Consider the following 23,402-nt stretch of genomic DNA (forward strand, 5'->3'; position numbering starts at 1 on the left):
TCGCACCGATTCATTGAAGGAACCCACCATGACCGCACTCTCCCAAGCCCATTGCGAAGCCTGCCGAGCCGACGCGCCGAAAGTCTCCGACGACGAACTGGCCGAGCTGATCCGCCTGATTCCCGACTGGAACATCGAGGTCCGCGACGGAATCATGCAGTTGGAAAAAGTCTTCCTGTTCAAGAACTTCAAGCATGCGCTGGCCTTCACCAACGCGGTCGGCGAGATCGCCGAGGCCGAGGGCCATCACCCCGGCCTGCTCACCGAGTGGGGCAAGGTCACCGTGACCTGGTGGAGCCACTCGATCAAGGGCCTGCACCGCAACGACTTCATCATGGCCGCCCGCACCGATGAAGTGGCCAAGACCGCCGAGGGCCGCAAGTGAAGCATTTCAGTGCCGTCGCCCGGGTGCCGGGCGACCCGATCCTCGGCCTGATGGAGGCGTACCGCGCCGACCCGAACCCGGCCAAGCTCGACCTCGGCGTCGGCGTCTACAAGGACGCTCAGGGCCTGACGCCGATTCCGCGCGCGGTAAAGCTCGCCGAGCAGCGCCTGATCGACAGCGAGACCACCAAGACCTACGTCGGCGGCCACGGTGACACCGTCTTCGGCTCGCTGCTCTCCACCCTGGTACTCGGCGCCGGTTCGCCGCTGCTCGCCGACGGCCGCGCCGGCGCCACCCAGACCCCCGGCGGTACCGGCGCGCTGCGCCTGGCCGGCGACTTCATCGCCCACTGCCTGCCGCACCGGACGATCTGGCTGAGCGACCCGACCTGGCCGATCCACGAGACACTGTTCGCCGAAGCCGGCCTGCGGGTGAAGCACTACCCCTACGTCGGCCGCGACAACCGTCTCGATGTGGAAGCGATGATCGCCGCCCTCAGCCATATCCCGGCCGGCGATGTAGTGCTGCTGCACGCCTGCTGCCACAACCCCACCGGCTTCGACCTCGGCCAGGACGACTGGCGCCGGGTGCTGGAAGTGATCAAGGCGCGCGAACTGCTGCCGCTGATCGACTTCGCCTACCAGGGCTTCGGCGATGGTCTGGAGGAAGATGCCTTTGCCGTGCGCCTGTTCGCCGAGGCCCTGCCGGAATTGCTGGTCACCAGCTCCTGCTCGAAGAACTTCGGCCTCTACCGCGAGCGCACCGGCGCGCTGATCGTCTGCGCCCACGACGCCGAGAAACTCACCGACGTGCGCAGCCAGCTCGCCTCGCTGGCCCGCAACCTCTGGTCCACCCCGCCTGCCCATGGCGCCGCGGTGGTCGCCACCATCCTCGGCGATACCGAGCTGAAAGCGCTGTGGCAGGACGAACTGGACGCCATGCGCCGACGCGTCGCCGAGCTGCGCGTGGGCCTGGTCCAGGCGCTGGAACCCCACGGCCTGCACCAGCGCTTCGCCCATATCGCCCGGCAGCGCGGCATGTTCTCCTACACCGGCCTCACCGCCGATCAGGTGATCAGGCTGCGCGACGAGTTCAGCGTCTACCTGGTCGGCAGCGGCCGCGCCAACGTCGCCGGCATCGACACCAACCGCATCGACGACCTGGCCAAGGCCATTGCCAGGGTCTGCGGTGCTTGAGACAGATTCGTGACACCCCTCGCTCCCCACCGGCCTTCGGGCCGGTTTTTTTTGGGGTTTGGGATGTGCCGGTGGGCGAATGAATTCGCCCCTACAACAGGACCGATGGTTTTTCGTAGGAGCCAGCTCTGCTGGCGAAGCATTGCCGAGCCCGGTTCGCGAGCAAGCTCGCTCCTACAAAAACACCACATCGCAACGCCTGGGTTGGGCGAATGAATTCGTCCGACAGGACCGATGGCTTTTCGTAGGAGCCAGCTCTGCTGGCGAAACATTGGTGGGTCCGGTTCGCGAGCAAGCTCGCTCTACAAAAGCAAAAGCGCAACGCCGAAAACACCCGTAAGGGCGAATTCATTCGCCCTTACAAATCGGCATGCCCGAAACGGGTCAATGCGCCATTCCATGCCCGCTGTGCCCAGCGTGCTCATCATTCCCGGTATGCATCATCTGTAACTGTTCCAGGCCGATTTCGTCCCAGCGCAACACCTGGCCGCCGCGGGCAGTGGCCATGCCTTCGGCGGCGAGGCGGTCGGCGAAGGAGGCCAAGGTGACACCCATGGCGCCCTTGAGGTCCGAACCGATCACGTAGTAGGCCTTTTTCGCGTCGATCAGATGGCTGTCGTCCGGGCGGTTCCACTCGCTGCGGGTCATGTCGTGCACATAGAGGGTCACGTTCAGGTTGCGGTTCTCCGGCTGCAGCCACCAGACGAACATCTCCTGCACCGAGCAGAATTTCTTCACCGCGCCGGAGGCTTCCACCGCCTCGCCCTTGGGCCCCGGCAGTTCGCTGATGACCATGCCGCAGACGTGGCATTCGTCGTCCGGGTGGAACGCCACGGGTCCGGCAGGGGCTTGCGTCGCCGGTTCGTTGCAGGCCGCCAGGCCCAGGCAAAGCAGGATGGCGGTGAGGTGGCGCCAGCCGCCGGTGGGTATCGAGAACATCGTGGTCATCCTTCTTGCAGTGAATTCGTCGGGGTCATACCTGGCGGCGGGCGAACGACCGCCCGGCCAGCGCCAGCGCCGCACCGGCCCAGGCCACCAGGGCCAGCCACAGGAGTGTGTTGCCCAGCGGCAGCTCGCTGCCCAGGCTCATCACGCCCATGCCATTACCGACGGTGTCGAAACCGGAAAGGTTGATCAGCCGGTAAAGGTCGGCCGGGTTGAACAGCAGCAGCCAAGGCAGCCATTCGGGGTCGAAGCGGCCCTGGCCGAGCACCAGCAGCGCCAGCAGCACCAGGTCGAAGACCAGCACGAAGAGGAACCAGACACCCAGCGCTAACCCGGCCGCGCTGGATTTCTCCGTCACCCTGGCACTGAGCGCGTAGGCCAAGGCGAGGAACACCAGCCCCAGCAGCAACGACGACAGCATGAAGCGGCCGAAGGCCCAGGCCAGCAGGCCGACGTCCACCTGATCGACCAGCAGGCCGATCGCCAGCGCCGCGCCGCCGAAGCCGATCAGGGTGGCGAGGCCGAGGATCAGGCCGTGACCGAGGAACTTGCCGAGCAGGATATGGCCCCGCCCCAGCGGGTAGGTCAGCAGCAACAGCAGGGTGCCGCCCTCGTCCTCGCCGACGATGGCGTCGTAGGCCAGCAGCAGCGCGATCAGCGGCATGAGGAAAGTGGCCAGGCTGGCGAGGCTGGCGATGGTCGCCGGGATCGAGGTGAAACCCACCTGCCCCGACGCCGCCGCGCCGAACCAGGCGATGCCGACGGCAAGCACGGCGAACAGCAGACTGATAGCGAGCAGCCAGCGATTGCGCAGGCCGTCGCGGAGTTCCTTGCGGGCGATGGTCCAGATCGGGTTCATGCGTGTTCGCTCCGTACCGCGCCCATGAAGTGGCGATAGAGATCTTCCAGGGACGGCTGGTGGACTTCGATGTCGGCCGCCCCGCCCTCTTCCAGCAGTTGCCGCAGCAGGCCGAGCTTGCCGGCGGCCGGGGTGTCGATTTCCAGACTGTGGCCGTTGATCCGCCGCGCCGTGTGCCCGGCCGAAACCAGCCGTTGCAACCAGGGCTGCGGGTCGTCCAGGCCGGCGGCGCGGATGCGTACTGGCAGTCCGGCTTCCAGGCGCAGGGCAGCCAGGGTGCCCATGGCCTGCAGGCGTCCCCCGGCGAGGATGGCGGCACGGTCGATGTGCGCCTCGACGCCGGGCAGCACGTGGGAGCAGAGGATGATGCTGCTGCCCTGCTCGCGCAGGCGGTCCACCAGCCGGTAGAGCGACTGGGTGGCGATCGGGTCGAGGCCGACGGTGGGCTCATCGAGCAACAGCAGGCGCGGTGCGCCGAGCAGCGCCTGGGCCAGTCCGAGGCGCTGGCGCATGCCCTTGGAGTAGGTCTTCACCCGCCGGTCCGCCGCCGCGGCGAGCCCCACCTCATCGAGCAGCGCGTCCGCCTGACGTACGTCCGCGCCTTTGAGACGGGCGAAGTGGTGCAGCGTCTCGCGTCCGCTGAGCTGGGGGTAGAAGGTCACGTTCTCCGGCAGGTAGCCGAGCTGGCGGCGGACCGACAGGCTCTCGGCACACTCACCGAGCACCGTCACCCGCCCCTCGCTGGGGCGCAGCAGGCCGAGGATCAGCTTCATGGTGGTGGTCTTGCCGGCGCCGTTGTGGCCGAACAGGCCGAGCACTTCGCCCGGCGCCAGGCGGAGGTGGAGGTCGTCGAGCACGGTGAGTGCGCCGAAGCGCTGGCTCACGCCTTCGATATCCACGGCATTCATGGGGTGTCCTCCGTGGCCGCCGGCGGCGACCAACGCATCAGGGGGTGGCTGTCTTCGACGCCCGGCGAGCGGATCACCGGGAAGGCCCGCTGCACCCAGCGCAGCAGCTCGATGCCGGGGCTGTGCATCAGCAAGCGCACCTGGGGGTAGGTCCAGAGCAGGCGGTCGACGTTGTCGTTCGGTTCGTAGGCGACGTCGCCGAGGCCGTCGCCGTTGCGGTCCCAGCCCAGGTAGTCGCTCCAGTAGTTGCCGCGTCCCTCGTGGGACCACTCCTGGCGGCGGGTGGCGACGTACTTGACCTGCTGGCGGTTGTTGACGAAGGCGTTGCCGGCGATGCGGTTGTCCTCGGAGCCGGCGGTGAGGTGGATGCCCAGGGCGCTGCCCTCGAAGCGGTTGCCCTCGATCTGGTTGAACAGCGAGTTGTAGATGAACAGGGCCTTGCCTTCGGCGCCGGAGATCATTGCATCGCCGTCGCCACCAGGGCGTACGTCGATGACTTGGTTATCGCGCACTGTCGAGTAAGTGATGTAGTTCATCAGGATGCCGTAGTTGCCGTCCTGCTCGGAGCGGTTGCCGATCACGGTGAGCTGGCGGCTCTGCATCAGCGCGTAGCCGGTGCGGGTGCGCAGGGTGGCGTTCCCGACGATGCGGTTGTTGTGGGAGAACATGTAGTGGATGCCGTAGCGCAGATCGCGCAGGCGGTTGCCTTGCAGCAGGTTGTCGTTGGAGGTGTCGATATAGATGCCGTCGCGTACGTCCCGGATGCGGTTGTCGATTACCTGGGCGCCGTTCACGGCGTAGAGATGCACGCCGTTACCGCGGTCCTGGGAGCGCAGGCGGGTATCGCCTTCGATGTCGTTGTCGCGGATCAGCGCCCCGCGGCTGGCATCGACCCAGACACCGAAGCCCGGCCCGCTCAGGCGGTTGTGTTCGATATGCGCGTTGGCAGCCTGACGTTCGACGAATATGCCCGAATCCATGGCGCCGAGATCGCGGCCCCAGTTGCGTAGGGTGCAGCCGCGGACGGCCACGTCCGACGCGACGAGGGTCAGCGCGCTGCCGGTTCCGTCGGCGTCCAGGATGGCGCCCTCGGCACAGCGCAGGGTCAGCGGACGGTCGATACGGAAATTGCCGTGGTACTCGCCGGCCGGGAGCTCCCAGTGCTGGTCGCCCACCGACTTCAGGGGCAACTCATCGAGCGGCCGGGTATCCGCCAGAGCCTGGCCAAGACAGGCGCAGAGCGGAAGGAAGATCAAGGTGCGCAGCATGGTCGGTACCGACAACGGCTCAAGTCCAGTAAATGCCCCGTCCGGGGCTGAATACGTGCCGCGCGCCGGTATCGGCCAGACGCGCGGCTCAATCGAGCGGCGGCGGGAAAAGTCGCTCCTCATCCCGCCTCGCTCCTTACCCCATCAAGCCGGCTCGACGATCATCCGGCCCACCATTTCCATGTGCAGGGCGTGGCAGAACCAGTTGCAGTAGTACCAGTGCACCCCCGGCTTGTCGGCGGTGAAGGTGATGGACGAGGTCTGCTGCGGGCTGATCTCCATGCTCACGCCGTGGTTGACCATGCAGAAGCCGTGGGTGACGTCTTCGATCATGTCCATGTTGGTGATCACCACGGTGACTTGGTCGCCCTGCTTCACGTTGAACTCGGTGATGCCGTAGGTGGGCGCGGTGGAGGTCATGTAGACGCGGACCTTGTTGCCGTCGCGGATGACCTTGTTGTCGGTCTCCAGCTTCACCCCGTCCTTGGCGGCCATGGCCACGGTGTCGGCGAAGAACGGGTCGTCGCGGCTCCAGATCTTCTTCGTCCGGATCTGGTCGCGGTGGGCCAGGATGCAGTCGTGCGGCTCGGCGAAGGTCGGGCCGTCATGCACCAGGCGCATTTCCTCGCCGGAGATGTCGATGAGCTGGTCGTTCTCGGCATGCAGCGGGCCGACCGGCAGGAAGCGGTCCTTGGAGAACTTGCAGAGCACCACCAGCCACTTGCCGTCGGCATCGCGGGACTCGGTGAGCGACGCGTGGTTGTGGCCCGGCTGGTACTGCACGTCGAGCTTCTGGCGGATATAGGCAACCTTCTCGCCCTTGTAGGCGCGGATGGCATCGTCCAGGTTCCATTTCACCACCTGGCTGTCGATGAACAGCGTGGTGTAGGCGTTGCCGCGGTTGTCGAAGGTGGTGTGCAGCGGGCCGAGGCCGAGTTCCGGCTCAGCGATCACCACCTCGCGCGGGTCCTTCAGCTTGTTGTCGAAAAGGTCGTCGAGACGGGCGATCTCGATCATCGACACGGTGGGCGACAGCTTGCCGTTGGCGATGAAGAAGCGGCCGTCCGGCGAAGTGTTGAGGCCGTGCGGGTTCTTCGGCACCGGGATGTAGCGGGTCAGTTCGGAGCCTTCGCGACCGTCCACCACCGGCACCTTGGAATCGCCGAGGGTCTTGAAGCGGCCCGCCTTGATCGCCGCCTCGATGCGCGGAATGTTGAACACCACCACCCAGTCGCGCTCGTTGCGCATCATCCCGGCCAGGTCGGTGGCCTTCTCCGAGTTGTAGCAGGTGGCGGCGGCGTACTTGCCGCTGTAGTCGGCGTCGGTGTTGTCCAGGTTGCCGTCGACGATGACCTGGAAGGCCACTTCCATGGTGTCCGCGTTCACCGCGTTGAACATCGTGTAGCGTTCGGCGGCGTCGAGGTTCTTCAGGTTGCTGCCATCGTTCGGGTGCGGGATGACGAACTCGCCGTTGCAGAACACGTACTGCGTGCGCGGCACCTTCTGCAGACGCAGGCCGTGGATGGCCTGGACGTTGGGAACGGTCACCATCTTGTCGCACTTCATGATGTCCAGGCGGATACGTGCGACGCGGCTGTTGGCCTTGTCGTTGATGAACAGGTACTTGCCGTCGTAGCGGCCGTCGGTCATGGAGATGTGCGGGTGGTGGCTGTCGCCGTTGAGGAAGCGCGCGCTGTCGCCCAGCACCCGCCGGCTTTCGTCGGTCAGGCCCCAGCCGGTGGCCGAGTCGACGTTGAACACCGGGATGCGCATCAGCTCGCGCATGGACGGCACGCCCAGCACCCGGACCTCGCCGGAGTGGCCGCCGCTCCAGAAGCCGTAGTACTCGTCCAGTTCACCGGGCTCGATGTGGATCTTCTGCTGCGCGTCCTTCACCGCCGCGGCCCAGGATTCGCGGCTCATCACCGCGCCGCCGAGGGCAGTGGCGCCGGCCAGGGCGGTGAGGCCGGTGGCGGCGGTGGCGCCGAGGAAACCGCGGCGACTCAGGCCGAGTTTTTCGTCGTCCCGCTCCGTCTTCTTGTCACTCATGGGTCTTGCTCCTGTTGGCAGTCATCGTTTGAGGTGTCGGTTCAGTCGGTGATGTCCAGCTGCACCACGGCGATGGTTTCCATGGCCGCGGCCGGCGCCGTCTTGTCGCGCTGGCGACGCTTGCGCTTGGCGATCAGCGGCGGGCACTTGCTGGCGTTGTGATAGGTGACCTGGCAGTCCAGGCAGTGGTGGCATTCGTTGGCGTCGATCCGCCCGTCCGGGTGGATGGCCTGGATCTCGCATTCATGGGCGCAGAGCTGGCAGGGGGTGCCGCACTCCTTGCGCCGCTTGAGCCAGTCGAACAGGCGCAGGCGGCTGGGGATCGCCAGGGCCGCGCCCAGCGGGCAGATGTAGCGGCAGTAGACCTTGCGGGTGAACACGTTGATCACCAGCAGGATCACGACATACAGCACGAACCACCACTGACGGTCGAACTTCAGGGTGATGGCGGTCTTGAACGGCTCCACTTCGGCGAAGCGCTCGGCGGTGGCCATGGATTCCAGGGAGAGGCCGAACAGCGCCAGGAGGATCAGGTACTTCACCGCCCACAGCCGCTCGTGCACGGCGAAGGGCAGCTCGAACTGGCGGATCTTCAGCTTGCGCGCGACTTCGTTGATCAGCTCTTGCAGGGCGCCGAACGGGCACAGCCAGCCGCAGAACACGCCCCGGCCCCAGAGCAGGATGCTCGCCGCGGTGAAGGTCCAGAGGATGAACAGGATCGGGTCGCTGAGGAACAGCTCCCAGCGGAACCCCTCCATCAGTGCATGGACGAAGGTCAGCACGTTGACGATGGAGAGCTGCCCCAGGGCGTACCAGCCGATGAAGCCGACGGTGAACACCAGGTAGGCGCGGCGCAGGTTGTGCAGCAGGCGCGGGAAGCGCACGAAGTAGTCCTGGAGGAACAGGATCACCAGCAGCACGCCGAGGCCGACACCGAGCACGCCGATCTGGAACGCGCGGCCGTACCAGATCGACACCCACATCGGCCGGGCCGCTTCTTCCGCCGCTGCCAGCTCTTCGGCGGTGGGTGCCGGGCGCTCGAAGTAGATCTCGGGAAGCTGGTAGTCCAGTTGGAAGCTGGCGAATTCGCCACTGGTCGGCCCGGTCTGGCGGCGTACCAGCAATTCCAGGCCCCAGGCGTTGCCCGGATCGAACTCATGGTGGTCGCGGACGATGAACATCCCCAGCTCGGCGAAATCCGGCGCACCCTCGATGCGCAGGCCGCCCAGGCGCTGGAAGTCGAGATCGCGGAAGCTGATGGTCTCGCCGCCCTGGCGCATCTGGATGCGGTCGAAGATGCCGCCGCGCACGTAGCCCGAGCCCTTGAAGGAGTACAGGCCGTTGCCCAACAGGACGATGGCGTGCTCGCCGGGCTTCAGTTCACTGGTCAGCCAGTCGTACTGGTTTTCCCCGAGCAGGTTGCGGCCGATGCCGGGTACGTCGAGCTGGGCCACGTAGAGGTCGATGAACGTGTCGTCGCGGCGGTCGGCGGGAGCGGCTTCCACCCCTTCGGCAGGGCTGCCGACGAAGGCTTCGTCCACTTGGCCACGGGTCAGGTGCAGACGGCGGATCGCGCCGTTGCCGGTCAGGGCCGTCCAGTCCGCTGGCTGGAACAGGTCGCGCCGGATCAGCGCCGGCTTTTGCTTCCGGGCCGCCGCCTCGTCGACCAGCCCCAGCGAGACCGCCACCTTGTGCGCCGCGCGCATGATCGTTTCGTTCACCACCATCACGGTCACTGTGGCACCGGTGACGGCATCCACGGTGATGGTCTCGGGGTCGCTGGAATGCCCGACCACCACCCGCCGACTCACCTCGATGCCGCGGTACTTGTCGGTGAAGTCGTGGAGCTTCTGCTCGGGAATGCCCACCAGCAGGATCGGCTCGTGGTGCTCCAATACGTAGGCGTCGCGGATCACCCCGTCGGGGCCAAGCAGCACCTGCAGATTGACCGGCTTGCCAGAGTACGCCGGGATGTCCACCACCTGACGGGTCTGGAAGGCATAGGCGAGCGTCTTGCCGCCCGCCGTGACGGTACGCACCTGGAAGTCGCCGGCCGGCTCGGACAGCGCTTCGGCCTGCGGGAACACCGTGCGAATGCGCTGCCACTCGCGCTCGCCGTCATTGGCGGCGGCATGCAGCGGAACGGACAGGAGGCAGGCCAGCAGCAAAAGCCAGAACGAGAGGGGCGGAACGTCGAGGGTGCGGAGGCGCGAGAGGGACATGGGGTGGACGGCAACTGATATCAAGATGGGTCCACGGTAAAAGAGCGCTCGGCTCGCTCTCCTTGACCAAAATCAAGGAGCCCTCCCCCGCTGCCACTCCCTTGACCCCAGTCAATAAGCGCCATCGCAAGGGAGCAGCCGCCAGCATTCTTGACCTCGATCAAGAGCCCCTTCACGTACCCGGCCTAGCATCGCCACGACGCGGGGCGGCTGACGCCGCGCCGACGACACCACGCATAACGCAGGCGCGAACGCCGCGCCCAACCTGAGGACACCTTATGAAGAGATTTGCCCTGCCGCTGCTGGCCGGCGCGTTGCTGCTGCCCGCCCAGTCCCTGCTCGCCGCCGATGGCGAAGCCCTGTTCAAGAGCAAGCCCTGCGTAGGCTGCCATACCATCGACAGCAAACTGGTCGGTCCGGGACTCAAGGAAGTCGCGGCGAAGTACGCCGGCCAGGCCGACGCAGCGGCCACCCTGGCCCAACACATCAAGAACGGCACCCAGGGCAACTGGGGCCCCATCCCGATGCCGCCAAACGCAGTGACCGAAGAAGAAGCCTCGGTCCTGGCCAACTGGGTACTGACCCTCAAATGAAAAAACGGGTGGTCCGGCATACCGGACCACCCATTTCTCTTGCTACGGGTCGAATCGAACGATCAACCCGGATGCCCATCCACCCGCGTCTGGCACAGCATCGGCGCGTAGCGCCACAGATAGATCGCGAACGCCAGCGCCCAGCAGATCCCCGCCAGCCATAGTGCCGGCAGCGGCCAGACACTCACCAGCACCACCCGCGAAAGGGTCCCGACGTGCAGCAGGGCGAACGCCGTGGCGACGCCACTCGGCAGCTCCAGCGCACGACCGGTATGACCGAGGGTGACACGGGCGAGCATCGCCAGGATCAACCCGGCCATGGCGCCCACAGTGAGCGCATGCAGGGCCTGGCTGGCATTGCCCAGCAGGCCGGTATGCCAGGCCGCCATGCCGAACAGCGCCAGCACCAGCCAGGCATAAGCCACGTGCAGAGACCAGAGCAACGGCACGCGCCAGTAGGCCTTGTCGTGCCAGCGCAACAGCCGCCAGAGGTGACCGGCGCCGAGGGCCAGGAACAGCACCGCACCCAGCGGCCCCGGTTGCAGCAGCGGCCCGGCCGCGGTGAGCAGCGCCACCAGGATGCCGCCGGCCAGCAGCGACAAGTCGAGCCAGAGGATCGGCTGCACCATCTCCACCCGGCCGAGGCCACGCTGGGTGAAGAACGGGATCACCCGGCCGCCGATCATGCCCATCAAGGCCGCGATCAACCAGAGTCCAGCGAGGACGCCACGCCGTTGCAAACCGTCATCGCCCAGGCCTAGCCCGGCGAGACTGAGCAGGTTGGCCGCCGCCATCAGGCCGAGCACCAGCACGATGGGGTAGTTACGCTTCTGCCGCACCGCCCAGAGCATGCGCGCCATGACCACCGCCACCGCCGGCAGGAACAACGCATCCAGCAGGATCACCGCCGGCACCGGCGCACCGCTCAGCCAGGCCAGGCGGCCTGCCAGCCAGAGTCCGGCAAGCAGCCCCAGCGGCCGGCCGGACAGGCCGGGCCGACCGGTCCAGGTCTGCACCGCCGTGAGCAGGAAGCCGGCGACGATGGCCACGCCGAAACCGAACAGCATTTCGTGACGGTGCCACGCCAGCCAGCCACCCGCTGGCTGCCAGCCGGGCAACAGGCCACCCAGGGCCAGCAGCCAGAGCGGTACGGCGATCAGCGCGTAGGCCGCACCGCCGAGAAAGAACGGCCGGAACCCCAGGCGAAACACAGGCGGAATCGCCATCGCCCGGCGGCGATCAACAATGAGCACAACGACTCTCCTTCTTCTGCTGAGCCAGCAGACGCATCACATAACCGATCTTTAGCAGGGCCGGGCCCAGCACCGTCAGCGCATGCGCGCCGACCAGCATACCGAGCGCCAGCCGGGCCTCGAACAGATAGGCACCGGCCAACCCCACCAGCAACAGCAGCAGACCGCCCAGCAGGAGGGAGTCGGCCAGCCGCCGAAGACGCCACGGACATTCGAACCACGAAACCATGCGTTGTCTCCTTTCTACCGGGCGGCAGGCTGTGCCGCCTTGATCGGAATCAGTTATCCAGTGCCGAGGCCGGCCCGAAGAACTCGTAATGGCATTGCCCCTCCGGCACGCCCAGCTCGCGCAGATGCCGCTTCACCAGGGCCATGAACGGCTTGGGCCCGAGGAAGTAGGCGTCGAGGTCGCGCTCCGCCGGCAGCCAGTCGGCCAGACGCTCGCGGCTCAGCAGGCCGACGGCATCCGCCCGTTCGTCAGGGCGCGGCTCGCTGTAGCAGACGTAGTGTCTGAGTTGCGGATGTTTTGCCGCCTGCCCGTCGAGCCAGTCGCGAAAGGCATGCACACCGGCATGCCGGGCGCAGTGGATGAAATGCACCGGCCGGCCGCTCGGCAGCACCGCCTCCAGCATGCTCAACGCCGGGGTGATGCCGACCCCGGCGGTGATCAGCGCCAGCGGCTTGCGCGACGGACGCAGGACGAACTCGCCCGCCGGCGGGAACAGCTCCAGGCAGTCGCCTTCCTTCACCTGTTCGTGCAGATGACCGGACACCTTGCCGCCCGCCTCGCGTTTGACGCTGATGCGGTAGTCGCGGCCGTTCGGTGCGGCGGATAGCGAGTAGTTGCGGCGCACTTCCTCGCCGTCGATGACCAGGCGCAGGCCGATGTACTGGCCCGGCAGGAAATCCGCCAGGGCACCGCCATCGGCCGGGCGCAGATGGAAGGAAACGATCTCATCGCTCTCACGCACCCGCCGCACCACTTCGAACGACCGCGTCCCGCGCCAGCCGCCAGGTTGGCTGGCGCTGGCGGCGTAGACTTCCTCTTCCGCCCCGATCAGCAGGTCGGCCAGTTGCTGGTAGGCGGCCGCCCAGGCAGCGAGCACTTCGTCGGTGGCGACCTCTTCGCCGAGCACCTCGCGAATCGCCCGCAGCAGGCAGGCGCCGACGATGGGGTACTGCTCGGGCAGCACCTGCAGCGACACATGCTTCTGCACGATCTGTCCGACCAGCGGGCCGAGGGCTTCGAGCCGGTCGATATGGCGCGCGTACATCAGCACACCGTTGGCCAGTGCCCGCGGCTGGTCGCCGCTGGCCTGGTGCGCCTGGTTGAACAGCGGGCGCACTTCCGGGTGCTCGCCGAGCATGATCCGGTAGAAATGCTGGGTCAGGGCTTCGCCGCCGGTTTCCAGCAGGGGAACGGTGGCTTTCACAAGGGCACGGTGTTGAGCGGATAGCATCATGGGCTCCGTCGATTTATTGGGAGGGGTGGAGACGCCCGTTCTCGCGACGGACCTGCTGGCCTACGGAGAACTCGGCGTTGGGAGAACGCACGTCGACTTCCCCGGTCGCGGTCTTCACCCGGTAACCGGTCTGGCTCAGGCCGCTGGCATCCTGGACGGTGCGCCCGGCGAACAACCCGAGACCGCCACCCACCAGGGCGCCGATCGGACCGCCGGCCGCGCCGCCGACCAGCAGCCCACTGAGGCCGCCGTATACGGCGCCAGCCGTGTTGTCGCGCTGGACGGCCACCACTTCGTCGGCCTGGACGGATGCACTGGCCAGCAGGCTGGCCGCGACGATGAACCTGAGGGAAAACTTCATACTTGACTCCTCTGACGTGCTAGGTTTCTCTCCCTCTATATTCCAGTTTTCATGCCAAAAATTAATCTCTTATAAATCAATAAGTTGATAAAAATAGAGGTCGTTATGACAACGAAATATCGCTGTCCTAACGACAACAGAGAGTCAGAATGACCACGAACCCCTTGCTCAGCGCCCTGCTCCCCCTGGTCGACGACCTGACCCGCGATCTCCCCGACGGCGAGCGCTATCGCCGCCTGCTGCAATCCCTGCGTGAACTGATGCCGTGCGACGCGGCAGCGTTGCTGCGCCTGGAGGACGACCAACTGGTCCCGCTGGCGGTGGACGGCCTGAGCACCGACACCCTCGGACGTCGCTTCAAACTGGCCGAGCACCCGCGTTTCACTGCCCTGCTGGCGCGCAATGGGCCGACCCGCTTCGCCGCCGACGCCGGATTGCCCGATCCCTATGACGGCCTGGTCGAAGGTCATCGTGGCCATCTCGAAGTCCATGACTGCATGGGTTGCCCGCTGTTCATCGACGATCGTCCCTGGGGCCTGCTCACCCTGGACGCCCTCGACCCGGCGCGCTTCGGCCGGATCGACCTGGACAACCTGGAAACCTTCGCCCGCCTCGCCGCCGCCACAGTGAAGGCCACCGAACGCCTGAGCAGCCTGGCGCTGCGGGCGGAGAACGAGCACCAGCTCGCGGAGACCTACCGCCAGGCCGCCAGCCAGGCACAGAGCCGCGAACTCATCGGCCAGAGCCCGGCGCATCGGCGGCTGCTGGAAGAAATCGAACTGGTGGCGGGCAGCGACCTGACCGTGCTGATCAGCGGCGAGACCGGCGTCGGCAAGGAACTGGTGGCCCAGGCCATCCATGACCGCTCCAGCCGCTCCAACCGCCCTCTCATCAGCCTGAATTGCGCGGCCCTGCCGGAAACCCTGGTGGAGAGCGAACTGTTCGGCCACGTACGCGGCTCCTTCTCCGGCGCGGTGGGCGATCGCAGCGGCAAATTCGAACTGGCGGACGGCGGCAGCCTGTTCCTCGACGAGGTCGGCGAGCTGCCGCTGAGCGTCCAGGCCAAGCTGCTACGGGTGTTGCAGAGCGGGCAGTTGCAACGGGTCGGCTCCGATCGCGAACATCGGGTGGATGTCCGGGTTCTGGCCGCGACCAACCGCGACCTCGCCGAAGAGGTGCGCGCCGGGCGTTTCCGCGCCGACCTCTATCACCGGCTCAGCGTGTACCCGTTGCAGGTCCCGCCGCTGCGCGAACGCGGCCGCGACATCCTGCTGTTGGCCGGCTATTTCCTCGAACAGAACCGCCCGCGCCTGCGGGTGCGCAGCCTGCGCCTGGCGGCGGACGCCCAGGCCGCGCTGCTGGCCTACGACTGGCCGGGCAACGTGCGCGAGCTGGAACACCTGATCGGCCGCGCCGCTCTCAAGGCCCTGGCCGCCAGCGGCGAGCGGCCACGTATCCTCAGCATCGGCGCCGCCGATTTGGACCTGCAGCCGCGCCGCTCCCCCGGCGAGCAGGCAGATGTCGTTGCCGTTCCCGGCCCGGCCGTCGAGCTGCGCCAGGCCCTGGACGACTATCAGCGCCAACTGATCGCCGCCGCCTTGCAACGCAACCAGGACAACTGGGCCGCCACCGCCCGCGACCTCGGCCTGGACCGCGCCAACCTGCATCGCCTGGCACGTCGTCTCGGTCTCAAAAGCGCCACCTGAAAACCCGACAGCCCCGCACGCCGGGGTTTGCGGCTGGACGGACGAAGCCGCTTCGCTATAATCGCCAACCGTACGTTCCGGGAACTTGAAACGCGGAACGTTGCCTCAGGAAAACGGCTGTTTCTCGCAGCCACCATAGGCGACCGTAGCAGCGAAAACCCACCTTTTTCGCGTTGTCGCCAACCTGCCATAGCAAAGGAAACACAGTGACGAAAGACGAACTGCGCGCCGAACTGGAGCGTCAGGCGAAGCGTTATAAGGATATTTACGGCGGAGAAGTCACCACCTACGCCGCTCAACCGGACCCCGAGCGCAAGCCATGGCGCAAGCGATCCAACCTTCTCGACCAGGCCTTTCAGAAAGAACTGGAGCGCATCGAGAAAGAAAAAGCCAAGAAAGAAGCCTCCGCGACCGACAATCCGGACTGAGAGCGGCCGCACAGCCCGCAGCCGCCGGTCTCAGAAAAGGCTCTACGCCAGGCGCTCAGCGACTCGCCGCCCAGCGTGGCCCCGCCGGGTCAACGCCGCTTGCCGCCCAGTAGAGAGCCCATCAGCCCTCGCGCCAATTGCCGCCCCAATTGATTGGCCGCCTGGCGCAAGGCCGTTTTCATCACCTGACCGGCAAGGCTGCCAATCAGGTCGCCGGCCATTTCGCCGAAACCGCCACCGCCCGCTCCCGTGCCAGCCGAAGGCTTCGGCGCCGGAGCCGCCGAGGCTTCGCTCGCCTTCGCCGCGCGGGCGGTGAGCATTTCATAGGCCGATTCGCGATCCACCGGCTTGTCGTAGCGCCCACCCAGAGGCGACTGGCGAATGAGCGCCGCGCGCTCGGCCTCGTTCAACGGGCCGATCCGCGATTGCGGCGGCGCGATGGCGACCCGCTGGACCATGGCCGGCGTGCCCTTCTCTTCCAGGGTCCCGACCAGCGCCTCGCCGATGCCCAGCTCGGTGAGCACGCTCAAGGCATCGAACGCCGGATTCGGCCGGAAACCTTCGGCCACCGCGCGCAGGGATTTTTGCTCCCTGGCGGTGAAGGCGCGCAAGCCGTGCTGGATGCGCAGGCCGAGCTGAGCGAGGATCGGGTCCGGCAGGTCGGCGGGCGACTGGGTGACGAAATAGACGCCGACGCCCTTCGAGCGAACCAGGCGCACCACCTGTTCCAGACGATCCTGCAACGCTTTCGGCGTGTCGGCGAAGAGCAGGTGGGCCTCGTCGAAGAACAGCGCCAGCAGCGGTTTATCCGCATCGCCGCGCTCCGGCAGTTGCTCGAACAGTTCGGCCAGCAGCCAGAGCAGGAAGGTGGCGTAGACCTTCGGCGCCTCGTGCACGAGGCGGCTGGCATCGAGCAGATGGATACGGCCCCGGCCTTCCGCCGTCGGCTGGAGGATGTCCTCCAGTTGCAGGGCCGGCTCGCCGAACAGGGCCTCGGCGCCCTGCTGCTCCAGGGTCGCCAGCCGGCGTAACAACGCCTGGGCCGAGGCCGAGGTGAACAGGGCGCTGTCGTCGCCGAGCAGGCTGGCGTCGTCCTTCAGGTGATTGAGCAGCGCTTTCAAGTCTTTCAGATCGAGCAGCAACAGGCCTTCGCGATCGGCCACTTGAAAGGTCGCATAAAGCGCCGCCTGCTGGCTGTCGGTGAGGCCGAGCAGATTGCCCAGCAACAACGGCCCCATCTCGCTCAGGGTGGTGCGCAACGGATGGCCGCTCTGCCCGTGAACATCCCACAGCGTCACCGGGTAGGCCCGCGACTGATGGTTCAACCAGGGCATACCGGCGATGCGTTCGGCCACCTTGCCTTGAGGGGCTCCGGCGGCACCGAGGCCACAGAGATCGCCCTTGATGTCGGCAGCGAACACCGCCACCCCGGCATCGCTGAACGCCTCCGCGAGCCGTTGCAGGGTCACCGTCTTGCCGGTACCGGTGGCGCCGGCGATCAGGCCGTGGCGGTTGGCCAGTTTCAAGGCCTGGCCAATGGGCTGGCCGGCCGGGTCGGCTCCGAGCAGGAGCCTGTCAAGCATGGGCATCGTGCCCTCCTTTCCATTAAAGCTTTCTGACGGGTCGGCCGATAAAGCGGTCATGACGCCAACCCCATCTGGCCGTCAGCGGCAAGGATGTCACAGCGAAGCCATTCAAACTTCCGCACCCCACTAGCTTTTCCATGCGATCAGCTAGCCATGCGCAAATAGAGAACGAGTTCGAAAGACGGGTGCCAACTTCCTACCGGACACACAAAGAATGACCAATAACCTGAAGTTCAGCCACAAGATCCTGCTCGCCGCCTCCCTGGTGGTCATCGCTGCCTTCACGCTGTTCACGCTGTACAACGACTACCTCCAGCGCAACGCTATCCGCGAAGACCTCGAGGGCTACCTCCACGAGATGGGCGAAGTGACCGCCAGCAACATCCAGAACTGGCTGTCCGGGCGCATCCTCCTGGTGGAAAGCACCGCCGAGGCGATTGCTGGCGACAGCGAGCCGGACAAGGTCATCGGCCTGCTGGAGCGCAAGTCGCTGACCTCCACCTTCAACTACACCTACCTCGGCACCGAAGACGGCAGCTTCACCATGCGTCCGGATGACCAGATGCCGGAAGGCTATGACCCGCGTACCCGCCCCTGGTACAAGGACGCGGTGGCCGCCGGCGGCTCGACCCTCACCGAGCCCTACGTGGACGCCGCATCCGGCAAGCTGATCATCACCATCGCCACGCCAGCACGACAGGGCAGCAACTCGGTCGGCGTGGTCGGCGGCGACCTCAGCCTGGAAACCCTGGTAAAAATCATCAACTCCCTGGACTTCGACGGCATCGGCTATGCCTTCCTGGTCAGCGCCGACGGCAAGGTACTGGTGCACCCGGACAAGGCCATGGTGATGAAGTCGCTGCGCGACCTGTTCCCGCAGAACACGCCGCGCATCAGCACCGACTTCAGCGAAGTCGAGCTGAACGGCGAGACACGCATCCTCACCTTCACCCCGGTCGAAGGCCTGCCGTCGGTGCGCTGGTACATCGGCCTGTCCGTGGACAAGGCCAAGGCCTACTCCATGCTCAGCGAATTCCGCGCCTCGGCGATCATCGCCACGGTGATCGCGGTGATCATCATCATCGCCCTGCTCGGCATGCTGATCCGCGTGCTGATGCAGCCGCTGCACGCCATGGGTCGCGCCATGCAGGACATCGCCCAGGGCGAGGGCGACCTGACCAAGCGCCTGGCCATCCAGTCGCAGGATGAGTTCGGCGAACTGGCCACCGCATTCAACCGCTTCGTCGAGCGTATCCACGCATCCATCCGCGAAGTCGCGGCCGCCACCGGCCAACTCAACCAAGTGGCCAAGCTGGTGGTGAACGCTTCCAACTCGTCGATGGCCAACTCCGATGAGCAGGCCAACCGTACCAACAGCGTCGCCGCGGCGATCAACGAGCTGGGCGCAGCCGCCCAGGAGATCGCGCGCAATGCCGCGGACGCCTCGCACCAGGCATCCGACGCCCGCCACCAGGCCGAGGACGGCCGTCAGGTGGTGGAAAAGACCATCAAGGCGATGAACGAACTGTCGGCCAAGATCAGTGCGTCCTGCGCCAACATCGAGGCGCTGAACAGCAAGACCGTGAACATCGGCCAGATCCTCGAGGTCATCAAGGGCATCTCCGAGCAGACCAACCTGCTGGCGCTCAACGCGGCCATCGAGGCGGCGCGCGCCGGGGAAGCCGGCCGTGGTTTCGCGGTAGTGGCCGACGAAGTACGCAACCTGGCGCACCGCACCCAGGAATCGGCCCAGGAAATCCAGAAGATGATCGAGGAGCTGCAGGTCGGCGCCCGCGAATCGGTTTCCACCATGACCGAGAGCCAGCACTACAGCGAAGAGAGCGTGCAGATCGCCAACCAGGCCGGCGAGCGCCTGGGCAGCGTGACCCAGCGTATCGGCGAGATCGACGGCATGAACCAGTCGGTGGCCACCGCCACCGAAGAGCAAACCGCGGTGATCGACTCGCTGAACATGGACATCACCGAGATCAACACGCTGAACCAGGAAGGCGTGGAAAACCTCCAGGCCACCCTGCGTGCCTGTGGCGATCTGGAACAGCAGGCCACCCGCCTGAAGCATCTGGTGGACAGCTTCCGCATCTGACCCGACGATGGTGCGCCTCGTCTCTACGGAGCGAGGCGCTCCCGGCTGCTCCCCCGCTCAGCCCCTCCCTTCGACTAGGCAGCCCCCAGCTGCGAGGCGCCTGCATACCGCCCGCGACCCTCTCCATCTCAGCACCTGCACTACGCTTTCTTTCAGGCGGATCGAGGAGTCGCCCCTCGGAAAAAGCCCATCCTCAAGGCCTTCCGATAGCCAGCGGAACGAACATACGCACCCGTCAGCGGTCCACTTCTTGGCTAGCGGCCTGTTTGGCTGGTTCGGCCCCGTCGTTGCGGCATCGGGCCCGGTGGAGCATCGCGGAGCGGACCTTGTCCGCCACAGCACCTCGCTTCGGCCTCTCGCCGCCGACTCCGGTCGACGAACCTGCCGTACAGGCCCCTGGCAGACACGCTCAGTCAGAGGAAGCTTCGAAAGTGCACATCGCTGATATGACCATGTTCTACGCCCCGGCCAGCGGAGGGGTGCGCACTTATCTGGATGCCAAACACCGCCGCCTGTGGCGCTACCCGAATGTCCGCCATAGTGTGCTGATCCCCGGCGCACGGTACTGCCAGCATGGCGGTATCCATGAAGTGCCGGCCCCGGCCCTGCCCTTCGGCCACGGTTATCGCTTTCCGATCCGCCGCGGCCCTTGGCGCAAGGTATTGCGCACTCTGCGGCCGGACCTCATCGAGGTGGGCGACCCCTACCTCACCGCCTGGGCCGCCCTGGATGCGCGCCGCCATCTGGACGTCCCGGTGATCGGCTTCTACCACTCGGACCTGCCGCTTCTGGTGAGCAACCGCATGGGCGTCTGGTTCGGTAACAATGTGGATGCCTACGTCGGCAAGCTGTACGGCCATTTCGACCGGGTGCTCGCCCCCAGCCGGGTCATGGCGGAGAAACTGCTTCGCCTCGGTGTTCGGGACGTCCATGTCCAACCCCTGGGCGTGGACCTGGAGACCTTCCAGCCGAGCCGCCGCGATCCGCAACTGAAGCGCGAACTGGGTCTTGCGGAAGACAGCCGCCTGCTGATCTTCGCCGGCCGCGGTTCTCGGGAAAAGAACCTGCCGGTGCTGCTCGATTGTGCCCGCCGCCTGGGCGAGCCGTACCACCTGCTGCTGGTCGGCTCGCATATGCCGGCACGCGTGCCGCGTAACGTCTCGGTGATCGACCACTTCTGCAACGCCGACGAAGTCTCGCGGCTGATGGCGAGCAGCGATGCCCTGCTCCATGCCGGCGACCAGGAAACCTTCGGCCTGGTGGTCCTCGAAGCCATGGCCAGCGGCATTCCGGTGGTCGCGGTGCGCGCCGGGGCGCTGGCGGAAATCGTCCCGGAAAGCTGCGGCGAGCTGTGCAAGCCCAACGACGGCGCGGCGATGGCCAACGCCGTACGGGCACTGTTCGAACGGGACGTGGAACAGCTCGGCCGCCAGGCTCGCCAGCATGTCGAGCGCCAGCACGGCTGGGATACCGTGGTGCAGGGCCTGCTCGGGCATTACCAGGCGGTGCTCGGCGTTACCCCCGAGCGGATCGCACGCCATGCCTGATCGCAGCCTGCAATTGGTCCTGCACGATGTCGCACCGGAAACCTGGCCGGACTACCGCGGCTTCGTCGAGGCGGTGGACCGGCTGGGCCAAGTCCCCATCACGTGGCTGGTGGTGCCGAACTTCCATCGGCGCAACCCGCTGGAGCGGGACGACGGCTTTCGCCGCTTGCTGGACGAACGCCTGGCTCGCGGAGACGAACTGGTGCTGCACGGCTATTTCCACTGCGACGACGGGCCGCCTCCGCGCACGCCGCGGGAGTACGTCATGCGCCGCCTGTACACTTGGGAGGGCGAGTTCTACGCACTGGACCACACCCAGGCCCGTGCCCGCCTGGAGGCAGGCGTCGAGCTGTTCCAGCGCTTCGACTGGCCGTTGCGAGGCTTCGTTGCGCCGGCCTGGCTGATGAGCCAGGGCACCCGCCAGGCACTCCGTGAGCTGGGATTCAGCTACACGAGCACGCCCAACCACCTCTACCGGTTGCCGGACTTCACCCCGATCGAAGCCCCTGGCCTGGTCTGGAGTGCCCGCAGCGCCTGGCGGCGCCGGTTATCCTGGGCCGTCAGCCGGAGCCGCGAGCACCTGTTGCAACAGGCCGAAACACTGCGCCTCGGCCTGCATCCGGTGGACATGCGCCACGGGCTGTCGCGGCAGTACTGGCTGGACGCCCTGGAACGCCTGCTGGAGAGCGGACGCGAACCACTGACCAAATCGGTCTGGCTGGCGCGACGCTGGTTGACGACCCCATGAAACGCCTGCTCTGGCTGCTGCCCTGCCTGCTGATCGCCTTGCTGATCCCGTTTCTGCTGGGGGGCAGCGACATGTGGCAGCGGCTGGCCAGTTTCCCCTCGCAACTGTTGCTGGCCATGCTCGGGATGATCCTGCTCTGCTGGCTGCTCAACGCCCTTCGTCTACGCCTGCTGCTGGCCGAACGCGCCCGGCAACTGGGTCGGATAAAGAGCATCGGCGTGGTCATGGCCACCGAATTCGCCATCTGTGCCACGCCCGGCGGAACCGGCGGACCTCTGACCCTGATGGCGCTGCTGGCGCGCAACGGCATCCGCCCGGCACGCAGCAGCGCGCTGTTCGCCATCGACCAGTTGAACGACCTGCTGTTCTTTTTCTGCGCCTTCGTCGGCATCCTGCTGTACGGCCTGTTTCACCGGCTGACGCCCAATCTGGAGAACATGCTCGGCCTCAGCGCCGTACTGTTGCTGGCCGGCTTCGCCGCGATCATCGCGCTGGCCCGCTATCACCGCGCCCTGATTCGCGGGAGCGGCCACCTGCTGGCATGCTTGAAAGTGCGCCGGGCGCGGCGCACTCACCTGGCGCGCAAGCTGCTGCACTTCCGCGATGCCCTGCGCGACAGCCTCAACCTGCCGCGCCGACGGCTGGCGCTGATCTTCCTGCTCACCTCCGCGCATTGGGGGCTGCGCTTCAGCGTGCTGTACCTGGCGCTCTACGGGCTGGGCGCCGATATCCAGTGGGCCTGGACCTTCCTGATCCAGATGCTTGCACTCAGTGCCGGACAATTAAGTCTGCTGCCCGGTGGTGTGGGCGGGACGGAGCTGACCTCGGCCGCCCTGCTCGCCCCGCTGGTGGGTAAGTCCACCGCCGCCGCGGCGATCCTGATCTGGCGGGCGATCACCTACTACTTCTACCTGCTGGCCGGCGGCCCGGCGTTCCTGTTGCTCGCCGGACGCCCCTTCCTGCGCCGCCTGATGCGCCTACGCAGCGGTTGAAGGCGGGTCGCCGTCCGTTTTCCCGTCTGGCTGGGCAGGTTGCTCGTCAGGATGGAGGGAGCGCCACAGCGCCTCGGCACCGGGGAACTCGGTGCCGTCCTCGTCGCGTAGCGCTTCCGGGTCGTAGCGGCGGACACAGCCTTCGCCCAAGGTTGGCGGCGGATGCGAGGTGGCACGATCCAGTGGATCTTTCATGGCATTGATCTCCAAGCAGCGATGCTCACAGTGCTTACGAGCCTCCCCGATCATCCGATAATCCGCACGCCAAGCGATAGGCGAAAGCTACCTACAATCAGATCACTGAGTTCAGGCGGGGCGCCTCAACTGGCAATCTGTTCGCCCTGGTCATGCTGGGCGAATTCCTTCACCGCGCGGAGCACGTCGTGCCGGCTGATCTGTCCGACCAGCCGGCCGTCCTCCACCACCGGGAAGCGGCGCCGGCGACCGCGCAGGAAGCGCTCGGACACTTCGATGATGTCCGCCTCGGGAGAGATGGTCTCCACCTCGGTGGTCATATAGCCGCTGACCGTGACCGTGCCGCCCACGGACTCGTAATAAGCGCCGGAGAGGATGCCGCGCAGGCAATCGCCCTCCGACAACAGGCCGATCAGGTGCCCCTGGGAGTCGACCACCGGCGCGCCGGAAATACGGTGCTCCAGCAGACGGTTGATGGCAGTGAACAAGTCCGTATCGGAACGGAATGTCACCAGGTGACGGGTCATGTAGTCCCGGACCTTGATTGACTTGAGCATGGACGAACTCCTCTGTCGTACGCCGACCGGCGCACGC

The 23,402-nt window shown here is 66.3% G+C and carries 22 protein-coding genes; 9 read left to right on the forward strand and 13 right to left on the reverse strand.

Annotation, left to right across the window (positions count from 1 at the left end):
- Positions 1-28: 28 nt before the first annotated feature.
- The gene (locus BZL41_RS23935) at positions 29-385 is read left to right on the forward strand and encodes a 4a-hydroxytetrahydrobiopterin dehydratase (RefSeq protein ID WP_084339774.1); all 357 of its coding nucleotides are present in this window, start codon (positions 29-31) and stop codon (positions 383-385) included.
- On the forward strand, positions 382-1,581 hold the full coding sequence (locus tag BZL41_RS23940; protein WP_095601573.1) for an amino acid aminotransferase: 1,200 nt from the start codon (positions 382-384) through the stop codon (positions 1,579-1,581). The genes BZL41_RS23935 and BZL41_RS23940 overlap by 4 nt, the downstream gene beginning before the upstream one ends.
- A 384-nt stretch (positions 1,582-1,965) precedes the next feature.
- Here BZL41_RS23940 and BZL41_RS23945 read toward each other — a convergent pair whose 3' ends face one another.
- From BZL41_RS23945 to nosR, 6 genes are all read right to left on the reverse strand, one after another.
- Positions 1,966-2,520: a nitrous oxide reductase accessory protein NosL gene (locus BZL41_RS23945; protein ID WP_095601574.1), complete on the reverse strand. Its 555-nt coding sequence runs from the start codon at positions 2,518-2,520 to the stop codon at positions 1,966-1,968.
- Positions 2,521-2,554: 34 nt separating this feature from the next.
- Complete coding sequence (locus BZL41_RS23950) at positions 2,555-3,385, reverse strand: ABC transporter permease (RefSeq protein ID WP_095601575.1); 831 nt, start codon at positions 3,383-3,385, stop codon at positions 2,555-2,557.
- Complete coding sequence (locus tag BZL41_RS23955) at positions 3,382-4,293, reverse strand: ABC transporter ATP-binding protein (RefSeq protein WP_095601576.1); 912 nt, start codon at positions 4,291-4,293, stop codon at positions 3,382-3,384. Before BZL41_RS23955 ends, BZL41_RS23950 begins: the two co-directional genes overlap by 4 nt.
- The gene (locus BZL41_RS23960; RefSeq protein WP_095601577.1) at positions 4,290-5,561 is read right to left on the reverse strand and encodes a nitrous oxide reductase family maturation protein NosD; all 1,272 of its coding nucleotides are present in this window, start codon (positions 5,559-5,561) and stop codon (positions 4,290-4,292) included. Before BZL41_RS23960 ends, BZL41_RS23955 begins: the two co-directional genes overlap by 4 nt.
- A gap of 144 nt (positions 5,562-5,705) precedes the next feature.
- The gene (nosZ, locus tag BZL41_RS23965) at positions 5,706-7,610 is read right to left on the reverse strand and encodes a TAT-dependent nitrous-oxide reductase (RefSeq protein WP_095601578.1); all 1,905 of its coding nucleotides are present in this window, start codon (positions 7,608-7,610) and stop codon (positions 5,706-5,708) included.
- Between the two features lie 41 nt (positions 7,611-7,651).
- Entirely contained in the window at positions 7,652-9,832 is a 2,181-nt protein-coding gene (nosR, locus tag BZL41_RS23970; protein ID WP_095601579.1) for a transcriptional regulator NosR, read from the reverse strand.
- Positions 9,833-10,110: 278 nt separating this feature from the next.
- Here nosR and BZL41_RS23975 point away from each other — a divergent pair, with 278 nt between their 5' ends.
- Positions 10,111-10,425 carry a c-type cytochrome gene (locus tag BZL41_RS23975; protein ID WP_095601580.1) on the forward strand — a complete coding sequence of 105 codons (315 nt, stop codon included), beginning with the start codon at positions 10,111-10,113 and terminating at the stop codon, positions 10,423-10,425.
- A gap of 62 nt (positions 10,426-10,487) precedes the next feature.
- On the opposite strand, the gene BZL41_RS23980 is transcribed toward BZL41_RS23975, so the two are convergent.
- Genes BZL41_RS23980 through BZL41_RS23995 form a run of 4 tightly spaced genes read right to left on the reverse strand, consistent with a single transcriptional unit; the run spans position 10,488 to position 13,502 of the window.
- The gene (locus BZL41_RS23980) at positions 10,488-11,678 is read right to left on the reverse strand and encodes an NnrS family protein (protein WP_095601581.1); all 1,191 of its coding nucleotides are present in this window, start codon (positions 11,676-11,678) and stop codon (positions 10,488-10,490) included.
- On the reverse strand, positions 11,665-11,907 hold the full coding sequence (locus BZL41_RS23985) for a hypothetical protein (protein WP_095601582.1): 243 nt from the start codon (positions 11,905-11,907) through the stop codon (positions 11,665-11,667). The genes BZL41_RS23980 and BZL41_RS23985 overlap by 14 nt, the downstream gene beginning before the upstream one ends.
- Before the next feature lie 49 nt (positions 11,908-11,956).
- Positions 11,957-13,138, reverse strand: coding sequence for an NO-inducible flavohemoprotein (gene hmpA / locus BZL41_RS23990; protein ID WP_095601583.1), 1,182 nt, complete (start codon positions 13,136-13,138; stop codon positions 11,957-11,959).
- A gap of 16 nt (positions 13,139-13,154) precedes the next feature.
- Positions 13,155-13,502 carry a hypothetical protein gene (locus BZL41_RS23995; RefSeq protein WP_095601584.1) on the reverse strand — a complete coding sequence of 116 codons (348 nt, stop codon included), beginning with the start codon at positions 13,500-13,502 and terminating at the stop codon, positions 13,155-13,157.
- 149 nt (positions 13,503-13,651) lie between these two features.
- On the opposite strand from BZL41_RS23995, the gene norR reads away from it, so the two are divergent.
- Together norR and BZL41_RS24005 are read left to right on the forward strand one after the other, a co-directional pair.
- The gene (gene norR, locus BZL41_RS24000; protein WP_095601585.1) at positions 13,652-15,208 is read left to right on the forward strand and encodes a nitric oxide reductase transcriptional regulator NorR; all 1,557 of its coding nucleotides are present in this window, start codon (positions 13,652-13,654) and stop codon (positions 15,206-15,208) included.
- A gap of 206 nt (positions 15,209-15,414) precedes the next feature.
- A complete protein-coding gene (locus tag BZL41_RS24005) occupies positions 15,415-15,636 on the forward strand; it encodes a hypothetical protein (RefSeq protein ID WP_084334555.1) in 222 nt (73 codons plus the stop codon).
- 89 nt (positions 15,637-15,725) lie between these two features.
- On the opposite strand, the gene BZL41_RS24010 is transcribed toward BZL41_RS24005, so the two are convergent.
- Positions 15,726-17,225: a helicase HerA-like domain-containing protein gene (locus tag BZL41_RS24010; RefSeq protein ID WP_095601586.1), complete on the reverse strand. Its 1,500-nt coding sequence runs from the start codon at positions 17,223-17,225 to the stop codon at positions 15,726-15,728.
- Positions 17,226-17,436: 211 nt separating this feature from the next.
- Here BZL41_RS24010 and BZL41_RS24015 point away from each other — a divergent pair, with 211 nt between their 5' ends.
- The 4 genes from BZL41_RS24015 to BZL41_RS24030 all read left to right on the forward strand — a co-directional run bounded on the left by BZL41_RS24015 (position 17,437) and on the right by BZL41_RS24030 (position 22,613).
- The gene (locus tag BZL41_RS24015) at positions 17,437-19,326 is read left to right on the forward strand and encodes a methyl-accepting chemotaxis protein (protein WP_095601587.1); all 1,890 of its coding nucleotides are present in this window, start codon (positions 17,437-17,439) and stop codon (positions 19,324-19,326) included.
- Between the two features lie 431 nt (positions 19,327-19,757).
- The gene (locus BZL41_RS24020) at positions 19,758-20,873 is read left to right on the forward strand and encodes a glycosyltransferase family 1 protein (protein ID WP_095601588.1); all 1,116 of its coding nucleotides are present in this window, start codon (positions 19,758-19,760) and stop codon (positions 20,871-20,873) included.
- Positions 20,866-21,621 (forward strand): DUF2334 domain-containing protein, encoded by a 756-nt coding sequence (locus BZL41_RS24025; protein ID WP_095601589.1) that lies wholly within the window; start codon positions 20,866-20,868, stop codon positions 21,619-21,621. The genes BZL41_RS24020 and BZL41_RS24025 overlap by 8 nt, the downstream gene beginning before the upstream one ends.
- Positions 21,618-22,613, forward strand: a complete 996-nt coding sequence (locus BZL41_RS24030; protein WP_095601590.1) for a lysylphosphatidylglycerol synthase transmembrane domain-containing protein — start codon at positions 21,618-21,620, stop codon at positions 22,611-22,613. The genes BZL41_RS24025 and BZL41_RS24030 overlap by 4 nt, the downstream gene beginning before the upstream one ends.
- On the opposite strand, the gene BZL41_RS24035 is transcribed toward BZL41_RS24030, so the two are convergent.
- Both BZL41_RS24035 and BZL41_RS24040 read right to left on the reverse strand, forming a co-directional pair.
- Positions 22,599-22,808: a hypothetical protein gene (locus tag BZL41_RS24035; RefSeq protein ID WP_095601607.1), complete on the reverse strand. Its 210-nt coding sequence runs from the start codon at positions 22,806-22,808 to the stop codon at positions 22,599-22,601. The two genes, BZL41_RS24030 and BZL41_RS24035, sit on opposite strands and share 15 nt — an antisense overlap.
- Positions 22,809-22,933: 125 nt before the next feature.
- Entirely contained in the window at positions 22,934-23,365 is a 432-nt protein-coding gene (locus tag BZL41_RS24040) for a CBS domain-containing protein (protein ID WP_084334571.1), read from the reverse strand.
- Between the last annotated feature and the right edge of the window lie 37 nt (positions 23,366-23,402).

It is taken from the genome of Pseudomonas sp. PIC25, from assembly GCF_002286785.1.
Taxonomy (GTDB): domain Bacteria; phylum Pseudomonadota; class Gammaproteobacteria; order Pseudomonadales; family Pseudomonadaceae; genus Pseudomonas_M.